Here is a 15,716-nt window from a genome sequence, read left to right on the forward strand (position 1 = left end):
AGCAAACATCATGTTAAAAAATTATGCAGATTGGGTTACCCGGCATCCAGTAAAAGTCATGCTGATTTCGCTGTTGTTATTAGTAGCTGCGAGTATTGGTATTGGCAAGTTATCGTTTAAATCGGATTTGCGGATTTATTTCACCAACGATAATCCGCAAATTACTGCCCTCGATCATATGGAACAAACTTACACCAAAGTAGATAATGTGCTCTTTGTGCTCGCACCGAAAGACGGCGTCTTCACTGCAAAAAATCTGGCTGTGGTAGAAGAGTTGACGGCCAGGTCCTGGCAGATTCCTTTCTCAAGCCGCGTGGATTCAATCACCAATTTCAAATACAGCTATGCCGAAGGCGATGACATAGTAGTGGATGATTTGGTAAGCAACGCCGCGCAATTAAATGAAACCGAGCTGGAAAATATTCGCAAGGTTGCCTTGCAAGAATCACTGTTGGTCAATCGTGCGATTGCACCGGACGGCAAGGTTACCGGCATTAATGTCACCATCAATATTCCCAAAGGTGAAGAGTTAAGCAGCACGCCCAAAGTTGTTAAATATGCACGTGAGTTGGCGGCGGAAATCCAGGCACAGCATCCGGATATTGACATTCATCTCAGTGGTGTAGTGATGATGGATAACGCGTTTGCGGAATCGTCGGAAGCGGATATGAAAACCCTGGTGCCGGCGATGCTGGTTATCGCACTGGTCATTATGGGAGTAATCATGCGCTCCTGGCTTGCCGGCACTGCGGCCTTGGTGGTACTGACGTTTGCAATTGTCGCTGCTATGGGTATGGCCGGGTGGTTGGGGATTTTATTGAACCCGGTCAGTATCAATGCCCCTAATATTATTTTAACCGTCGCTATTTGCGACTGTGTGCATTTACTGATGGCTTACATTATTGCACTGCGCTCCGGTGTTGCACGCGAAGAGGCGATGAGTAATAGCCTGTGCGAGAATTTCTGGCCATTGTTTGTCACTAACATTACTACTTGTGTCGGGTTTCTCACCATGAATTTCAGTGAGGCGCCACCTTTCCGCGACTTGGGAAATATCACCGCATTGGGAGTAATTGCTGCGTTTGTGTTCACCGTGGCCTTTCTGCCGGCATTTATGATGTTTTTTAAAGTCAGGGCGCAGATTATGCAGCAAAGTGGATTGCAAATCCGTGTCGATAAATTAGCAGAAATTGTAATTGCCCGCCCAAAGCAAATTTTGGCAGCGATGGTCGTGTTTGTGGTAATCGCTGGTGCGGGAATTTTTAATAATGTGCTTAACGATGAGTTTGTTAAATATTTTGATAAAGATGTGAAGTTCCGCCAGGCAACTGATTTTACTGCCGAACACCTTACCGGTATTTATTACATTGATTATGCGGTGGCGGGACAAACAGCTAGTGGTATTAATCAGCCGGAATATCTGCAATCGCTCGATGATTTTACCCAGTGGTTGCGTCAGCAGCCGGAAGTCATTCATGTAAATAGCATTACCGATATTTACAAACGCCTGAACATGAATATGAACGGCGATCAAAAAGATCAGTATCGTTTGCCTGCAAGCAGTGATTTGGCTGCGCAATATTTGCTGATGTATGAAATGTCACTGCCTTACGGCTTGGATTTGCGTGATCGTATTAATGCGCAAAAAGATGCAACCCGTGTTACCGCCACCTTGAAAAATTTATCCAGCGCCGAAGTATTGGCATTGGAGGCACGGACGCAATCCTGGGTGCAAGTTCACAATCAGTACATCAGTGTCAGTCCGGGTACCGGCCTCACGGTTATGTTTGCCAATATTGGTTTGCGCAATATTGAAAGTATGTTGGTAGGCACTTTTTTTGCGACGGCCATTATCTCACTTTTGTTAATTGTTATTTTCCGCTCATTCAAATATGGCTTGTTGAGTTTGTTACCCAATTTATTGCCAGCCGCAATGGCATTCGGTGTTTGGGGTTTATTGGTAGGTCAAATCGGCTTGGCTTTATCAGTGACTTCTGCAATGACACTCGGCGTGGTGGTGGATGATACTGTGCATTTCCTCACCAAATATCTGCGTGCGCGGCGCGAGCATCAATTATCGCCTGAAGATGCTTTGCGCTACGCGTTCCATAAAGGTGGCGTTGCTTTGGTTACCACCTCGTTGGCACTGGCAATCGGTTTCGGCATTCTCGGCTTCTCCAGTTTTGAAATTAATTCCAGTATGGGAATTTTAACGGCGATTGCCATTGGCCTGGCGTTAGTGCTGGATTTGCTGCTCTTACCCGCACTGCTGCTGTTAATTGATGGCGCCAAGCGTAAAGTGGTAGTACCAACTCCGACGGAAAACAGTTTGCCAATATCGGTTGCATCGAGCGATGCTGCTTCTCATTAATTCAGTTATTGATAAGGAATATTCCATGAAAACATTGATTGCATTTATTCTCGCGTCCGGCATCAGCTCGATCAGTTTTGCCGATGACTTTTCCCTGAACGGTATTACTGAGCCGGCCGCCAAAGGTCTTGCGATTGCCAGGGAAACTGAAAAACGCGATGCCGGCTTTAAAGACTATACCACCCGGGCGGAAATGGTATTGAAACAAAATGATAAAGAATTAAGTCGTCGTACATTCAGTTCTAAAGTATTAGAGGTGGAAGGCGATGGTGACCATTCGGTGAATGTATTCAGCAGTCCGAAAGATGTTGCGGGCACTGCAATTTTGATTCACTCCCACGGTTTAACGCCGGATGACCAATGGTTGTATTTGCCGGCAGTTAAACGTGTAAAACGTATTTCCACGCGCAGTAAATCCGGCCCTTTTGTCGGCAGTGAATTTGCTTATGAAGATATTTCTACCTGGGTTCCGGAAAAATATACCTACAGGTTTTTGCAACAGGAAACTCTGGATGGCAATGACTGCTTTAAAGTGGAAAACACCCCGGCCTACGCCGATTCCGGCTACAGCAAATTACATGAGTGGGTGGATGCAAAAATTTTTCGTCCGCGCAAAATTGATTATTACGATCGTAAAGGCGATCTGCTGAAAACCCTGAGCTTTGAAGGTTACCAGCTATACCAGGGCAACTATTGGCGGCCATCCAAAATGGTGATGACCAATCACCAAACGGGGCGCAGTACAGAATTATTGTGGAAGGATTATCAGTTTTCGACGGGTTTGACTGCTAATGATATTGCGCAATCGAAACTGAGTTCAATCAACTGATAAATGTGAAGATTTCGTTGCCTGTTACTGCATTATCTCATCTGTCGCAATGGTGAGGTAAATGCAGCAGGTAACGAAAACGGGAATTGATAAAAAATTAAATCTTTAAGGATGATGGTGTGACCATTATGAAACCTACTCTCCTGGCAGCTATTCTGGCTACAGCTACCATTGCACCATTCGCGGTGGCGGAAATAAATCTGGAACTGGGTGCGGATATTCAGTATTTTCCCGAATCTGCTGCAATAGACTATTCCACCAATAGTAATGCTTATTTGCGTCTGGAATATGATCGTGAATCCAGCAATGGTCGCGTTAAATTTATGTTGGATGGTAAAGTGCAATACAACCAGCGCGATGATCGCCGCCGCCGTTTTGATTTTGCAGAATTAGCTGTGGGTTATTTTGCCGACCATGCGGATATTACCGCCGGTGTGCTTACTGAATTTTGGGGCGTTACTGAATCGCGCCATCTGGTTGATATCATCAACCAAACCAATGTGGCAGAAAATATTGATGAAGAAGAAAAACTCGGCCAGCCAATGGTAAAAGCGCGGTTGCATCATGAGTGGGGCACAGTACAATTATTTTGGCTGCCAGTATTCCGCGAGCGTATTTATCCCGGCGATGATGCGCGCCTTGGCCCTGGCGATAGTATTCGATACCAGGAGGCAATTTATGAATCTTCACGCGAAAAAAATCATCAGGATTTTGCCTTTCGCTACAGTCATACAGTGGGTGAATGGGATTTTGGTATCGCTCATTTTAACGGCACTAACCGTGAGCCGTTGCTGATGCTGGATGTGACCCGCTTGCCTGCAGTGTCGTTTACGCCTTACTACGAACTTATCGATCAAAGTAGTGTTGACGTGCAAATGACGAGCGAAAGCGTATTGTTAAAACTGGAAGCGGTTTCGCGCTCCAGCGATGCGCAGAATCGTTATGCCGCCGCTGTAACTGGTTTTGAATATACGCAAGTGGGAATTTTTAATTCAGCGATGGATCTGGGTTATATCGTCGAGTATTTATACGATGAGCGCGATAAGCAGGCATCCACTCCTTTTGCTGATGATATTTTTGCGGGTTTGCGTCTGGTCGCCAACGATGTAGCGCAAACCACATTACTGTTGGGTGCCTATGTAGATCGCGATAATCACAGCACTGCCTGGCGTTTGGAAATGAACACCCGCTTGCGCGACGGTGTAACGCTGAATATTGAGGGGCAACTATTCAGTAATCCACACACCAATGATCTGCTGTATGGCTTTCGTAGCGATGATTATTTTCGCATTGGAATTCAATACTTTTTTTAAAGTTAGTTTTCGGGTTAATCCTGGGTGATTAGCATCGATTTTTTGGTAAGGATCAAATTGTTATTTAAAGGAAATTAAATCATGAGCAATAATACGTTATTTCACATTCCTGAAAAAAATAGTGCGGCACAACTACGCTTGGTGTGCTTTGCCCACGCGGGTGGCAGCAGCACGGTGTTTATGCCCTGGCTACAGTATTTGCCAGAGTACATCGAATTGGTTGTTTGTCAGTTGCCAGGGCGCGGTGTAAGTTTGTGTGATAAACCTTACGACCAAATGGAGCTATTAGTGCAGGATTTATTGCAGGCAATTCAGGTTCACTGCGATAAGCCTTTGGTGTTATTCGGTCACAGTATGGGCGCGAAAGTGGCTTATGAATTGTGCATTGCACTGCGGGAAAAAGGCTCGCCGCTGCCAGTGAATGTCATAATCTCTGCTGCTGCAGCACCTTTCCATCAACGTCGCCGTGCATCCATTCACGACTTGCCTGATCCGGCATTTATCGATGCTTTGGCAAAATTAAATGGCACGCCCACCCCCGCCCTGAGCAATCCCGAATTGATGGCGTTGTTTTTACCGGCGTTACGCGCGGATTTTAAATTGGTCGAGACTTATATCAATCCCAGCCGCGAAGTATTGAATAGCCGCCTCACATTGATGGGCGGTGTGTTGGATGAAACAGTCTCACCGGCAGAGTTGGCCGATTGGAATAAATTATTTACCGGCACTACCGCGATTCACTGGTTTAATGAGGATCATTTTTATATTAATCGCAAATCATTTGCGGTTTTGCAACAGGTGAATAAAGTGCTGGCTGATGAATTAATGCAATTGGAAAACCGTGTGGCCTTTCGCGCGTTAGCGAGACGTCATTAATGATCCTGTTGCCCGCTTATCTCTACCAAAGTGGCTATACCGCGGGCACGCAGTTTGTCCATCAATGTGGCAAGTCGCTCAACATCGGCTGCATCCAATTGCTCGCCGTGGGTAAAACTCAAGCGCTTTTTTGCCACCAGTTCGCGCACGTATTCAGGGCGTACACGCAGGCGCTCAGCGGTTTGGGTGATGGAGAGGAGTTGACGCAACATTGGCAGCTCGCGGATAGGCCGGTATAAGTGGCTTACTATGACATATTTATCCGCGGTTTGGGGCACCCGTAGGGGCGTCGCTTGCTGCGCCCATCTCTTATCCCGGACTGGGCGCAGTAAGCAGCGCCCCTACTTACTTGTGCAATCGTGCAGCTTGGGCTGTGAGTTGCGGCAAGCTGTGCCATAATTTGCCCCATAACATAGTCGCTATAAGGTTCTTATCAATGGCTAATCTTGGCACCCTCTACACCGTTTCTGCGCCCTCGGGTGCCGGCAAAACCAGTCTGGTCAGTGCGCTGGTGAAATCCAATCCGGAAGTTTGCGTCTCTATCTCTCACACCACGCGCGCTATGCGTCCCGGTGAAATCGACGGGGTGAATTACCATTTTGTCGATCACGCGACCTTCGAGTCCATGCTGGAGCAAGGCGCCTTCCTTGAACATGCGCGGGTGTTTAGCAATCTGTACGGCACCTCCCAGCAATGGGTGGTTGATACCCTGAACCAGGGTATTGATGTGATTCTGGAGATCGATTGGCAGGGCGCCGAACAGGTGCGCAAATTGATGCCGGACACGGTGAGCCTGTTTATCCTCCCGCCGTCGCTGGCCTGTTTGCGCCAACGCCTGACGGGTCGTGGCCAGGATGATGATGCGGTGATCGAAGCGCGCATGAATGAGGCGATCAGCGAGATGTCCCACTATGTCGAGGCGGATTATTTGATCGTCAACGATGACTTTACTGTCGCCCTGGCACAACTCCAGGCGCTGATTACCAGCCAGCATATCCGCCTGGCGCGCCAGGTTGAGCGTCATAGCCAACTACTTAGCGATTTATTGGCTTAAATTTAGTCGCGCGGTTGGCATAGATGCGGCCAGTAACGCATAATAGCCGGCCGGACTGCAGCACAGCTGCGTTTACCCAAGCGCCTATGTTTATAGAGCACATTAGATAGAGCACATAAAGTTATGGCACGTATTACCGTTGAAGATTGTTTGGATCACGTTGATAACCGTTTTGAGTTGGTAATGGTTGGCAGCAAGCGCGCGCGTCAATTGGCAATCGGTGGTAAAGACCCACACGTTGCGCCGGAAAACGACAAACCTACCGTTATCGCCCTGCGCGAAATCGAGGAAGGTTTTATCGATGCAAGCATCCTGTTGGAAAAAGATACACTGCCACAACCCAAGCCTGAGCGCGTGTACGAAAACGATATCTAAGTCGATTCTTGATATGCCGGTACCCCGCTGTCCTCAATAGCGGGTGTGTTGTCTGGCGTATTACCTGGAGAGGGGCGTGCAAACCATAGAGGCATTGAGCCACCGGCTTTCGTCTTATCTGGAGCCTTCCCAAATCAATTTGGTGAAGCGCGCTTACTTCTATGCTGAACAAGCCCACGACGGCCAAAAACGTCGTAGCGGCGAAGCCTATATCACCCACCCGCTCGCCGTTGCCGATATTCTCGCCAGCATGCATATGGACCATCAAAGCCTGATGGCGGCCATGTTGCACGATGTGATTGAAGATACCGGCATTAGCAAAAAAGCCATCGCCGGCCAGTTTGGTGATTCGGTGGCTGACTTGGTTGATGGTGTGAGCAAACTCACCCAGATCGAGTTTGAATCCCACGCGGAAAAACAGGCGGAAAACTTCCAGAAGATGGCGCTGGCGATGGCCAATGACTTGCGCGTTATCCTGGTAAAACTCGCCGATCGCCTGCACAACATGCGCACCCTCGGTGCTATGCCGAAGGACAAAAAGCGCCGCATCGCCAAAGAGACCCTCGAAATCTACGCGCCCATCGCCCACCGCCTGGGGATGAATGAAGTGCGTCTGGAGTTGGAAGACCGCAGTTTCTACTGCATGTATCCGTTGCGCGCGACCCGCCTGCAAGCCGCGCTTAAAACCGCACGCGGCAACCGCAAGGAATTGGTCGAGCAGATCCAGACCTCGTTTGAAAAGCGCCTGCTTAAAGAAGGCATCAACTCGATTGTGATCGGCCGCGAGAAGCATTTGTTCAGCATCTACGAAAAGATGCGCCAGAAGAAAAAGTTCTTCAAAGAAATTATGGATGTTTACGCCTTCCGTATAGTGGTGGATACGGTGGACACCTGTTATCGCGTGCTCGGTGTAGTTCATAACCTGTACAAGCCGGTCGCGGGCGAATTTAAAGATTACATCGCTATTCCCAAGGCCAACGGCTACCAGTCACTGCATACCGTATTGGTGGGTATGCACGGCGTGCCGATTGAAGTGCAAATCCGCACCAAAGAGATGGACGAAATGGCCAACAGCGGTATCGCGGCCCATTTCCTCTACAAATCCAGCAGTGATGAGCCGATCAACGCCAGCCACAGCCGCGCACGCCAATGGGTGCAAGGCCTGTTGGAGATGCAGAAAAACGCGGGTAATTCGCTCGAATTTATCGAAAACGTCAAAATCGATCTCTTTCCCGACGAAGTTTATGTATTTACGCCCAAGGGCAAGATTGTCGAATTGCCCACCGGCGCGACTCCGGTCGATTTCGCCTACGCGGTGCATACCGATGTGGGTAATACCTGCGTCGCCTGCCGCATCAACGAGCGTATGGCGCCGCTGTCACAGCCGTTATTGAGCGGGCAGAAAGTGGCGATCATCACCGCACAGGGCGCCCAGCCCAATCCTAACTGGCTCAATTTTGCCGTATCGGCCAAGGCGCGTTCGGCGATTCGCCATTATCTCAAGCATCAGCGCCATCACCAGTCAGTGACGCTCGGCAAGCGCATGCTTAGCCGCGCGCTGGCGGAAATCCATATCGACCTCGAACACATGGCCGAAGAGCAGCAACACAAGTTACTGCATGTTGCGCAAGTAGAGTCGATGGAGAAGCTTTACGAGGAGATTGGCCTCGGCAACAAAGTGGTTTATTCGCTGGTGAAGTTATTGCAACCGGATGCCGAATTGAAAGCGCGCTCCGGTTCGCTCAATTCGGCGATCACCATCGATTCCGCCGAAGGCATGATGATCAGTTTTGCGCGCTGCTGCCGCCCGATCCCCGGCGATCCGATTATCGGCCACGTCAGTTCCGGCAAAGGTCTGGTGATCCATCAGGACACTTGCCGCAATATCGCGGAAATCCGCAACTATCCCGATAAAATCAGCCAGGTGAATTGGGCCGCAACGGTCAGCGGCGAGTTTTTGGTGGATGTGCGCGTGGAAGTAGAGAGTGACCGCGGCATTATCGCCACCCTCGCCACGCGTATTACCGAGCAGGGCGCGAGCATTGAACACATCAATGTACACGAACGAGATGCGCACAATAGCGTGATCCATTTGTGTATCGGCGTGCACAACCGTATCCACCTCGCCAACATCATGCGCCGCATTCGCAACCTGAGTTTTGTGATCCGGGTAAATCGCAGTAAAAACTAGCGATAATCTTTTATACTCTCGCTCTTCCTTTTTTTTGATAACTACTCAGTAAAGGTTTTCCCATGACCAATAAAGCCACCATCCACAGCGACAATGCCCCCGCCGCCATAGGCACTTATTCGCAAGCCGTTAAAGTGAACAATACGGTTTACCTGTCCGGCCAAATTCCACTGGACCCGAAAACCATGCAATTGGTGGATGGCGATTTTGCTGTGCAAGCGCATCAGGTATTTAAAAACCTGCAAGCGGTTTGCGAAGCTGCTGATGGTGGTTTGAAAGATATCGTTAAGCTAAATATCTATTTGACCGATCTGGCAAATTTCCCGATTGTAAATGAGGTGATGGGACAATATTTCCAACAGCCTTATCCGGCCCGCGCCGCGATTGGTATTAGCCAGTTGCCGCGTGCATCGCTGATTGAAGCGGATGGTGTGATGGTTATTTAATTCATTCTGCATGCGCAAATAAAAAGGCCGATTAGTATCGCTAATCGGCCTTTTCGTTTTCAGGGCAAACGAATTACTTTTTCAGTGTTGCCTTGGGGTTGGGCAAGTCGGTAATGGTGCCTGCGCCCAATTCCGCTGCCAGTCCGACGGATTCGTGTAGGGTCGGGTGGGCGTGGATGGTGAGGGCGATGTCTTCCACGCTGGCGCCAAATTCCAGTGCCAGTGTCAGTTCACCGAGCAATTCACCGGCGTGGACACCGACCAAACCGGCGCCGAGTAAGCGATCAGTCTTGGCATCATAGATGAGCTTGGTTTTGCCTTCACTGCGGTCAGAGGCGATGGCGCGGCCGCTGGCGCTCCAGGGAAAGGCGGCGGTTTTATAGTCCAGGCCTTGTTGCTTGGCTTCTTTTTCGGTCAGGCCCACCCAGGCGATTTCCGGACTGGTATAGGCGATAGACGGGATTGCCAGTGGCGCAAACGCATGTGGATGCCCCGCGACACCTTCGGCGGCGGCGTGGCCTTCATGGGTCGCTTTGTGGGCGAGCATAGGTTGGCCGACGATATCGCCAATGGCGTAGATGTGTGACACATTGGTTTGCAGGTATTGGTTGACCGGGATAAAGCCGCGCTCGTCCACATTCACACCGGCTTTTTCGGCGCCGATCAATTTGCCATTGGGGGTGCGACCCACGGCGACCAATACGGCATCAAAATCACTTGGCGTTGCCGGTGCTTGCGCGCCACTAAACGCAACCTGGATCGCATCGGTTTTAGCGGTAACTGCCTCGACTTTGGTGGACAGCAACACTTCAAAACGGTCTTTGTTGTACTTGTTGTAAATCGTAACCAGGTCTTTATCTGCGGCGGGTACCAGTTGGTCGGCGAATTCCACGACGGTCACCTTGCTGCCTAATGCTTCATAGACTGTTGCCATTTCCAGACCGATAATCCCGCCGCCAATAACCAGCAAACGCGCCGGCACCGAGCGCAATTCCAGCGCGCCGGTCGAATCAAAAATACGCGGGTCTTCGGGGATAAACGGCAGTTTTACACTGCGTGAACCCGCCGCAATAATCGCGTGATCGAAGTCGATCAAGGTAGTTTCGCCACCATTGACCACTTGTAACTGGCGATCGCTGGTAAAGCTGCCGTGGCCTTCCACTACTTTCACTTTGCGGCCTTTAGCCATGGCACCAACACCGGAAACCAGTTTGCTGACGACCGAATCTTTGTAGGCGCGTACCCTGTCCAGATCATGGCTGACCGCGCCGATGCTCAGGCCGAGATTGCCGGCGTGTTTGGTTTCATTGATCACTTCCGCAACATGCAGCAGTGCTTTGGAGGGGATACAACCCACATTCAGGCAGACGCCGCCGAGGCTGGAGTAGCGCTCAACCAGCGTAACATCAAGGCCGAGATCGGCAGCGCGGAAAGCAGCGGAATAGCCGCCGGGGCCACTGCCGAGGACGACGAGTTGGGTTTTGATATTTGCCATGCGATGCTCCTGTGCGGTCTTGGGAAAAGGCGAAGCCGCATCATAAGGGATTCATTCGCGATAAAGCAGTAGTCGATTGTTTTTGTGCGCTTTTCACTACCGGGCTTTTTCCTCCGCCCGGAAGGCGATTGGCATACCCGGGATCGGTCGGCAAATGGCAGGTTTTTGGCGAGGCCAGGGATAAATTCGAGGTCGGGGGTGATCTTGCGCGGCGTGGTGCAACAGACTAAAGCGATGGATCTCACTCCCATACTCGTTCGACCCCCCGCCTGTTTTATCACCGTCTGTCACTCCCCTCAAACCCGCTGCCAATGTTGATCCGCAATCGCGCGCGTTTTAGAAAAAGCTGAAGCCAACCTGGAAGAGTTTTTCCACGTCGCGGATATGTTTTTTCTGCAGCAAAAACACAATCACATGGTCGCCCGATTGCACCACAACATCGTCATGGGCAATCACCACTTCATCGCCATCCGGCCCCTGCCGCACAATTGCGCCGATATTGGCTCCCTCGGGTAAATCTATATCTTCCAGCGCTTTGCCCACTACTTTGGACGACTTGGCATCACCGTGGGCGATAATTTCAATCGCCTCGGCCGCGCCGCGCCGCAATGAGTGCACGTTGACGATATCGCCGCGCCGCACATGGGTGAGCAGGCTGCCGATGGTGGTGGTTTGCGGGGAAATCGCGATGTCGATATCGCCGCCCTGCACTACATCCACATAAGCGGGATTATTGATCAGCGTCATCACTTTGCGCGCGCCCAGCCGCTTGGCGAGCATGGACGACATGATATTGGCTTCGTCGTCATTGGTAAGTGCGAGGAACACATCGGTATCTTCGATGCTTTCTTCCAGCAGCAAATCCTTATCGGAAGCACTGCCCTGGATCACTATCGCCCGCTCCAGTTGGTCAGACAAGCGGATACAGCGCGGCTTGTTGTACTCAATCACACGCACGTTGTAGCGACCCTCGAGCATCTTTGCGAGGCGCAGGCCGATATTGCCGCCGCCGGCAATGGTGATGCGTTTGTAAGCGACTTCCAGCCGGCGCAACTCGCTCATCACTGCGCGGATATCAGCCTTGGCGGCGATAAAGAATACTTCGTCATCGGCTTCGATCACCGTCATTCCGGTCGGCATAATGGCGCGATTGCGGCGGTAAATAGCCGCGACTCGCGTATCGACCGAGGGCATATGCTCGCGCAAAAAACGCAATTCCTGTCCGACCAACGGGCCGCCGTGATAAGCCTTGACCGCGACCAGCTGCACCTTGCCATCGGCAAAATCCAGCACCTGCAAAGCGCCGGGTTGTTCGATCAGGCGGAAGATATATTCGGACACCAATTGCTCCGGGCTGATCAATACATCGACCGGAATCGCCCCGGATTCAAACAGTGGGTGATGGGTCAGATAGGAGGTGGCGCGTACCCGCGCAATTTTGGTGGGAGTGTGGAACAGGTTGTCGGCCACTACGCAGGCAACCATATTGATCTCGTCGTTGCTGGTCACTGCCACCAGCATATCAGCGTCTTCGGCACCGGCTTGGGCAAGTATATCGGGATGCGAAGCTTCGCCGGTGATGACACTGATGTCGAGCCGGTCGCGCAGCTCGCGCAGGCGTGTTTCATCGGTATCCACTACCGTGATGTCATTGGCTTCGCTCGCCAGATGTTCCGCAAGGCTACCGCCGACTTGTCCTGCGCCGAGGATAATGATTTTCATAGTTCGCCTATTATTGGGTGTCGCGCTGTCTGCTTTTCTATCGTTGTTGTATGTTTTTCGCTGTTAAACCTGGTTTTTATTGCCGCAGCTTGCCTTTAGGCGATACTACTACCCGGCTTTGCGCAAGCGCGCGTAATAAAAACCGTCGTAACCATCCAATTGTGGTAACAATTGCCTACCCCGGGGCTGCGCCAAGCCCCATTCAACATCAAGTTGATCGCAGCTTGCGTCTTGCTGGCGTGCCAGAAAGGCCTCAATAATCCGGGTGTTTTCCTTGGGCATGATCGAGCAGGTGGCGTAGAGCAAAATGCCGCCCGGCTTGAGCAATGGCCAAAGGCTTTTTAACAGTTGCTGTTGCAGTTCGCCCAGCCGGTCGAGCTCCTCTGGTGTGCGCAGCACTTTGATGTCCGGGTGACGGCGGATAATGCCAGTCGCCGAGCAGGGGGCATCGAGCAGGATGCGGTCGAATTGCTCATCATCCCACCAATCGGCAGGTTTGGTGCCATCGCCACAGATGATGTCTGCCTTCACGTTGAGGCGCCCAAGGTTTTCGCGTACGCGATTCAGGCGGCGCTCGTCGGCATCCAGTGCCGTCACCGCCAGACTCGGCTCCAGCTCCAATAAATGTCCGGTTTTACCGCCGGGTGCGCTACAGGCGTCCAATACGCGCAGATTGGGCGACAACTGCAGCAAATCACTACTCAATTGCGCCGCTTCATCCTGCACGCTTAGCCAGCCTTCAGCAAAATGTGGCAGTTTGCGCGGGTCGGTCGCATGTTCAAGTGTGATGCCGTAGGGGCTATATTGGGTTGGTCTGGCATTTATACCCGCATCATTTAACAGGGCGATATAGTTTTCGCGGCTGATCTTGCGCGTATTCAGGCGGATGCTGAAAGGCGGATGCTGATTGTTGGCGGCGATCAACTGCTCAAACTGCTCCGGCCAGCATTTGCTGATCATCGCCTCCATCCACGCCGGATGATTGCTTTGAAAAGCGCGGTTCGTGCTAAGAAAGTCGTTAATTTTGATGTTATCACGCTGAAAGCTGCGCAATACGCCATTGACCAGTTTAGTGGCCCAGGGTTTATTGATATAGCGTGTGACTTCTACCGTTTCACCGATCGCAGCATGATCGGGAATACGCGTGTACAGCAGCTGATAGAGGCCCAGCAGCAACAGCGCTTGCACATCGCCATCTTTGGCGCGCAGTGGTTTGTCCAGCAGGCATTCGGTATAGGCCTGTAATCGGGGATAGAAACGGCAAGTGCCAAAGCACAGTTCTTGCAATAGTGCGCGGTCATTCTCAGCTATCTTTGCGGAAATAGCTGGTAAAAGGCTGGATAGTGAGCCTTTCATCGCGAGAATCTGCGCTATCACCTGCGCCGCCGCCGCGCGTACGGTTAACATGCTGGTTGTTCCAGTTGATCGCCCACTTTAAATAAGTCCGGGTGGCCGCGCAGGATCTCGCCTGCGCCCATGGCTTTTTTGCCGGGCAATTGCAGTTGTTCAAGGATAAGCTGCCCCTGAGCGCACGCAATCCATAATCCGTCCACTCCTATTTGGGTAATGCTGCCGGGTGCGGCGTTCGCGGTTTTGTTACTGGTTTTTGCTGCCCAGACGCGGATGCGTTGGTCATCGTCCGTACCTGCAGGTTTGGTGTGTGCCACCGGGAAGGGATTAAAAGCGCGGACTTTGCGCTCCAGTTCAAATGCCGGTAATTGCCAGTCTAATGCGGCTTCTTCTTTGCTGAGTTTGGGGGCGTAATTGGCTTGGCTGTCGTCCTGTTTTTCAGGGTTCAGCTTGCCGGCTGCGATTTGCTCGAGCGCTTCGAGCAATGCGGGAGTACCTATGGTGATGAGCTTATCGTGCAGGCTTCCGCCGGTATCATCGGCTAATATCGGACAAAATGCTTTAATCAGCATGTCGCCGGTATCCAGCCCCACATCCATCTGCATGATGGTTACACCGGTTTCACTATCGCCCGCTTCAATCGCGCGCTGGATCGGCGCCGCACCGCGCCAGCGCGGCAAGATAGACGCGTGGACATTAATGCAGCCGAGGCGCGGCGTATCGAGTACGACTTTTGGCAGGATCAGGCCGTAAGCAACGACTACCATCACATCAGCATTGAGTGATGCCAGCTCGGCTACGGCCTCGGGACTTTTGAAATTGAGTGGCTGGTAAAGTGGAATACCGTACGCAAGCGCCACTTCTTTTACCGGGCTGGCACTGAGCTTTTTGCCGCGGCCGGCAGGGCGATCGGGTTGTGAATAGACCGCAATAACGTGATGGCGGCTACCCAACAATGCTGCTAAATGCTCGGCGGCAAACTCGGGGGTGCCAGCGAAAATGATGCGTAAACCCTGGGTCATGCAAAAACCTTGTGAAAGTGATGCTGGGCATTGGCCCAATAAAAAAGGCGCTAAGCAGCGCCTTGTTATCGCCTCAAGCCTTAACGCGCTTCGGCTTTATGTTTCTTTTCCAGCTTGGCGCGGATGCGCGTGCGTTTGAACGGCGAAATATGGTCCACAAACAACTTGCCATTCAAGTGATCCAGCTCATGTTGGATGCACACGGCAAGCAGCCCTTGCGGTTCAATTTCAAACGGGCTGCCATCGCGATCCAGTGCCTTTACGCGGATATGCTGCGGGCGTACTACTGTCTCGTAAAAGCCGGGAACTGACAGGCATCCCTCATCGTATTCACTAACTTCGGCATCCAATACCTCAATTTCCGGATTAATAAACACCAGCGGCTGGGATTTATCTTCACTGACGTCTATAACTACTACGCGCTTGTGGACATTCACTTGCGATGCAGCGAGGCCGATGCCGGGAGCGTCGTACATGGTTTCGAACATATCGACGACCAACCGGCGAATATTGTCATCCACTTCTGTGACGGGTTTGGCGACAGTACGCAGCCGTGGGTCTGGAAATTCAAGGATAGGTAACAAGGCCATAGTGTTTGTGACAAACTTCTAGTAAAAAGGTAATAACCGCTGCTAACATGATGATCGCACAGGATTTATGCAGTGCAACCGG

At 51.3% G+C, this 15,716-nt stretch carries 14 protein-coding genes; 8 read left to right on the top strand and 6 right to left on the bottom strand.

Annotated elements, in window-relative coordinates; all coding sequences use genetic code 11:
* The first annotated feature begins 10 nt into the window (after window positions 1–10).
* The 4 genes from AC1RJL_RS10455 to AC1RJL_RS10470 all read left to right on the top strand — a co-directional run bounded on the left by AC1RJL_RS10455 (window position 11) and on the right by AC1RJL_RS10470 (window position 5,389).
* Window positions 11–2,371, top strand: a complete 2,361-nt coding sequence (locus AC1RJL_RS10455; RefSeq protein WP_492913661.1) for an efflux RND transporter permease subunit — start codon at window positions 11–13, stop codon at window positions 2,369–2,371.
* 25 nt (window positions 2,372–2,396) lie between these two features.
* Window positions 2,397–3,200, top strand: a complete 804-nt coding sequence (locus AC1RJL_RS10460) for an outer membrane lipoprotein-sorting protein (RefSeq protein ID WP_492913663.1) — start codon at window positions 2,397–2,399, stop codon at window positions 3,198–3,200.
* Window positions 3,201–3,328: 128 nt separating this feature from the next.
* Window positions 3,329–4,513: a hypothetical protein gene (locus AC1RJL_RS10465; protein ID WP_492913665.1), complete on the top strand. Its 1,185-nt coding sequence runs from the start codon at window positions 3,329–3,331 to the stop codon at window positions 4,511–4,513.
* Window positions 4,514–4,594: 81 nt separating this feature from the next.
* Window positions 4,595–5,389, top strand: coding sequence for a thioesterase II family protein (locus AC1RJL_RS10470; protein WP_492913668.1), 795 nt, complete (start codon window positions 4,595–4,597; stop codon window positions 5,387–5,389).
* Here AC1RJL_RS10470 and AC1RJL_RS10475 read toward each other — a convergent pair.
* Entirely contained in the window at window positions 5,386–5,601 is a 216-nt protein-coding gene (locus AC1RJL_RS10475; protein ID WP_492913670.1) for a hypothetical protein, read from the bottom strand. The genes AC1RJL_RS10470 and AC1RJL_RS10475 overlap by 4 nt on opposite strands.
* 224 nt (window positions 5,602–5,825) lie before the next feature.
* Between AC1RJL_RS10475 and gmk the strand changes: the two genes are divergently transcribed.
* The 4 genes from gmk (at window position 5,826) to AC1RJL_RS10495 (ending at window position 9,455) form a co-directional block, all read left to right on the top strand.
* Entirely contained in the window at window positions 5,826–6,443 is a 618-nt protein-coding gene (gene gmk / locus AC1RJL_RS10480; RefSeq protein WP_492913672.1) for a guanylate kinase, read from the top strand.
* A 123-nt stretch (window positions 6,444–6,566) separates the two neighbouring features.
* The gene (gene rpoZ / locus AC1RJL_RS10485; RefSeq protein ID WP_062060126.1) at window positions 6,567–6,818 is read left to right on the top strand and encodes a DNA-directed RNA polymerase subunit omega; all 252 of its coding nucleotides are present in this window, start codon (window positions 6,567–6,569) and stop codon (window positions 6,816–6,818) included.
* A 76-nt stretch (window positions 6,819–6,894) separates the two neighbouring features.
* Window positions 6,895–9,009: a RelA/SpoT family protein gene (locus AC1RJL_RS10490; RefSeq protein WP_492913675.1), complete on the top strand. Its 2,115-nt coding sequence runs from the start codon at window positions 6,895–6,897 to the stop codon at window positions 9,007–9,009.
* A gap of 62 nt (window positions 9,010–9,071) precedes the next feature.
* Window positions 9,072–9,455, top strand: coding sequence for a RidA family protein (locus AC1RJL_RS10495; protein ID WP_492913677.1), 384 nt, complete (start codon window positions 9,072–9,074; stop codon window positions 9,453–9,455).
* A gap of 73 nt (window positions 9,456–9,528) precedes the next feature.
* On the opposite strand, the gene lpdA is transcribed toward AC1RJL_RS10495, so the two are convergent.
* The 5 genes from lpdA to def all read right to left on the bottom strand — a co-directional run bounded on the left by lpdA (window position 9,529) and on the right by def (window position 15,634).
* Window positions 9,529–10,950: a dihydrolipoyl dehydrogenase gene (gene lpdA, locus AC1RJL_RS10500; protein WP_492913679.1), complete on the bottom strand. Its 1,422-nt coding sequence runs from the start codon at window positions 10,948–10,950 to the stop codon at window positions 9,529–9,531.
* Between the two features lie 336 nt (window positions 10,951–11,286).
* Window positions 11,287–12,672: a Trk system potassium transporter TrkA gene (trkA, locus tag AC1RJL_RS10505; RefSeq protein WP_492913681.1), complete on the bottom strand. Its 1,386-nt coding sequence runs from the start codon at window positions 12,670–12,672 to the stop codon at window positions 11,287–11,289.
* A 108-nt stretch (window positions 12,673–12,780) separates the two neighbouring features.
* Entirely contained in the window at window positions 12,781–14,079 is a 1,299-nt protein-coding gene (gene rsmB / locus AC1RJL_RS10510) for a 16S rRNA (cytosine(967)-C(5))-methyltransferase RsmB (protein ID WP_492913683.1), read from the bottom strand.
* The gene (fmt, locus tag AC1RJL_RS10515; RefSeq protein ID WP_492913685.1) at window positions 14,073–15,044 is read right to left on the bottom strand and encodes a methionyl-tRNA formyltransferase; all 972 of its coding nucleotides are present in this window, start codon (window positions 15,042–15,044) and stop codon (window positions 14,073–14,075) included. Before fmt ends, rsmB begins: the two co-directional genes overlap by 7 nt.
* An 80-nt stretch (window positions 15,045–15,124) precedes the next feature.
* The gene (def, locus tag AC1RJL_RS10520) at window positions 15,125–15,634 is read right to left on the bottom strand and encodes a peptide deformylase (protein WP_492913687.1); all 510 of its coding nucleotides are present in this window, start codon (window positions 15,632–15,634) and stop codon (window positions 15,125–15,127) included.
* Window positions 15,635–15,716 lie beyond the last annotated feature (82 nt).

It is taken from the genome of Cellvibrio sp. GW822-FHT04B05 (assembly GCF_058800985.1).

Bases quoted from the DNA above. Each gene is read 5' to 3' on its own strand.
- AC1RJL_RS10455 (WP_492913661.1), top strand. From the start codon at position 11: ATGTTAAAAAATTATGCAGATTGGGTTACCCGGCATCCAGTAAAAGTC.
- AC1RJL_RS10460 (WP_492913663.1), top strand. From the start codon at position 2,397: ATGAAAACATTGATTGCATTTATTCTCGCGTCCGGCATCAGCTCGATC.
- AC1RJL_RS10465 (WP_492913665.1), top strand. From the start codon at position 3,329: ATGAAACCTACTCTCCTGGCAGCTATTCTGGCTACAGCTACCATTGCA.
- AC1RJL_RS10470 (WP_492913668.1), top strand. From the start codon at position 4,595: ATGAGCAATAATACGTTATTTCACATTCCTGAAAAAAATAGTGCGGCA.
- AC1RJL_RS10475 (WP_492913670.1), bottom strand. From the start codon at position 5,601: ATGTTGCGTCAACTCCTCTCCATCACCCAAACCGCTGAGCGCCTGCGT.
- gmk (WP_492913672.1), top strand. From the start codon at position 5,826: ATGGCTAATCTTGGCACCCTCTACACCGTTTCTGCGCCCTCGGGTGCC.
- rpoZ (WP_062060126.1), top strand. From the start codon at position 6,567: ATGGCACGTATTACCGTTGAAGATTGTTTGGATCACGTTGATAACCGT.
- AC1RJL_RS10495 (WP_492913677.1), top strand. From the start codon at position 9,072: ATGACCAATAAAGCCACCATCCACAGCGACAATGCCCCCGCCGCCATA.
- lpdA (WP_492913679.1), bottom strand. From the start codon at position 10,950: ATGGCAAATATCAAAACCCAACTCGTCGTCCTCGGCAGTGGCCCCGGC.
- trkA (WP_492913681.1), bottom strand. From the start codon at position 12,672: ATGAAAATCATTATCCTCGGCGCAGGACAAGTCGGCGGTAGCCTTGCG.
- rsmB (WP_492913683.1), bottom strand. From the start codon at position 14,079: ATGTTAACCGTACGCGCGGCGGCGGCGCAGGTGATAGCGCAGATTCTC.
- fmt (WP_492913685.1), bottom strand. From the start codon at position 15,044: ATGACCCAGGGTTTACGCATCATTTTCGCTGGCACCCCCGAGTTTGCC.
- def (WP_492913687.1), bottom strand. From the start codon at position 15,634: ATGGCCTTGTTACCTATCCTTGAATTTCCAGACCCACGGCTGCGTACT.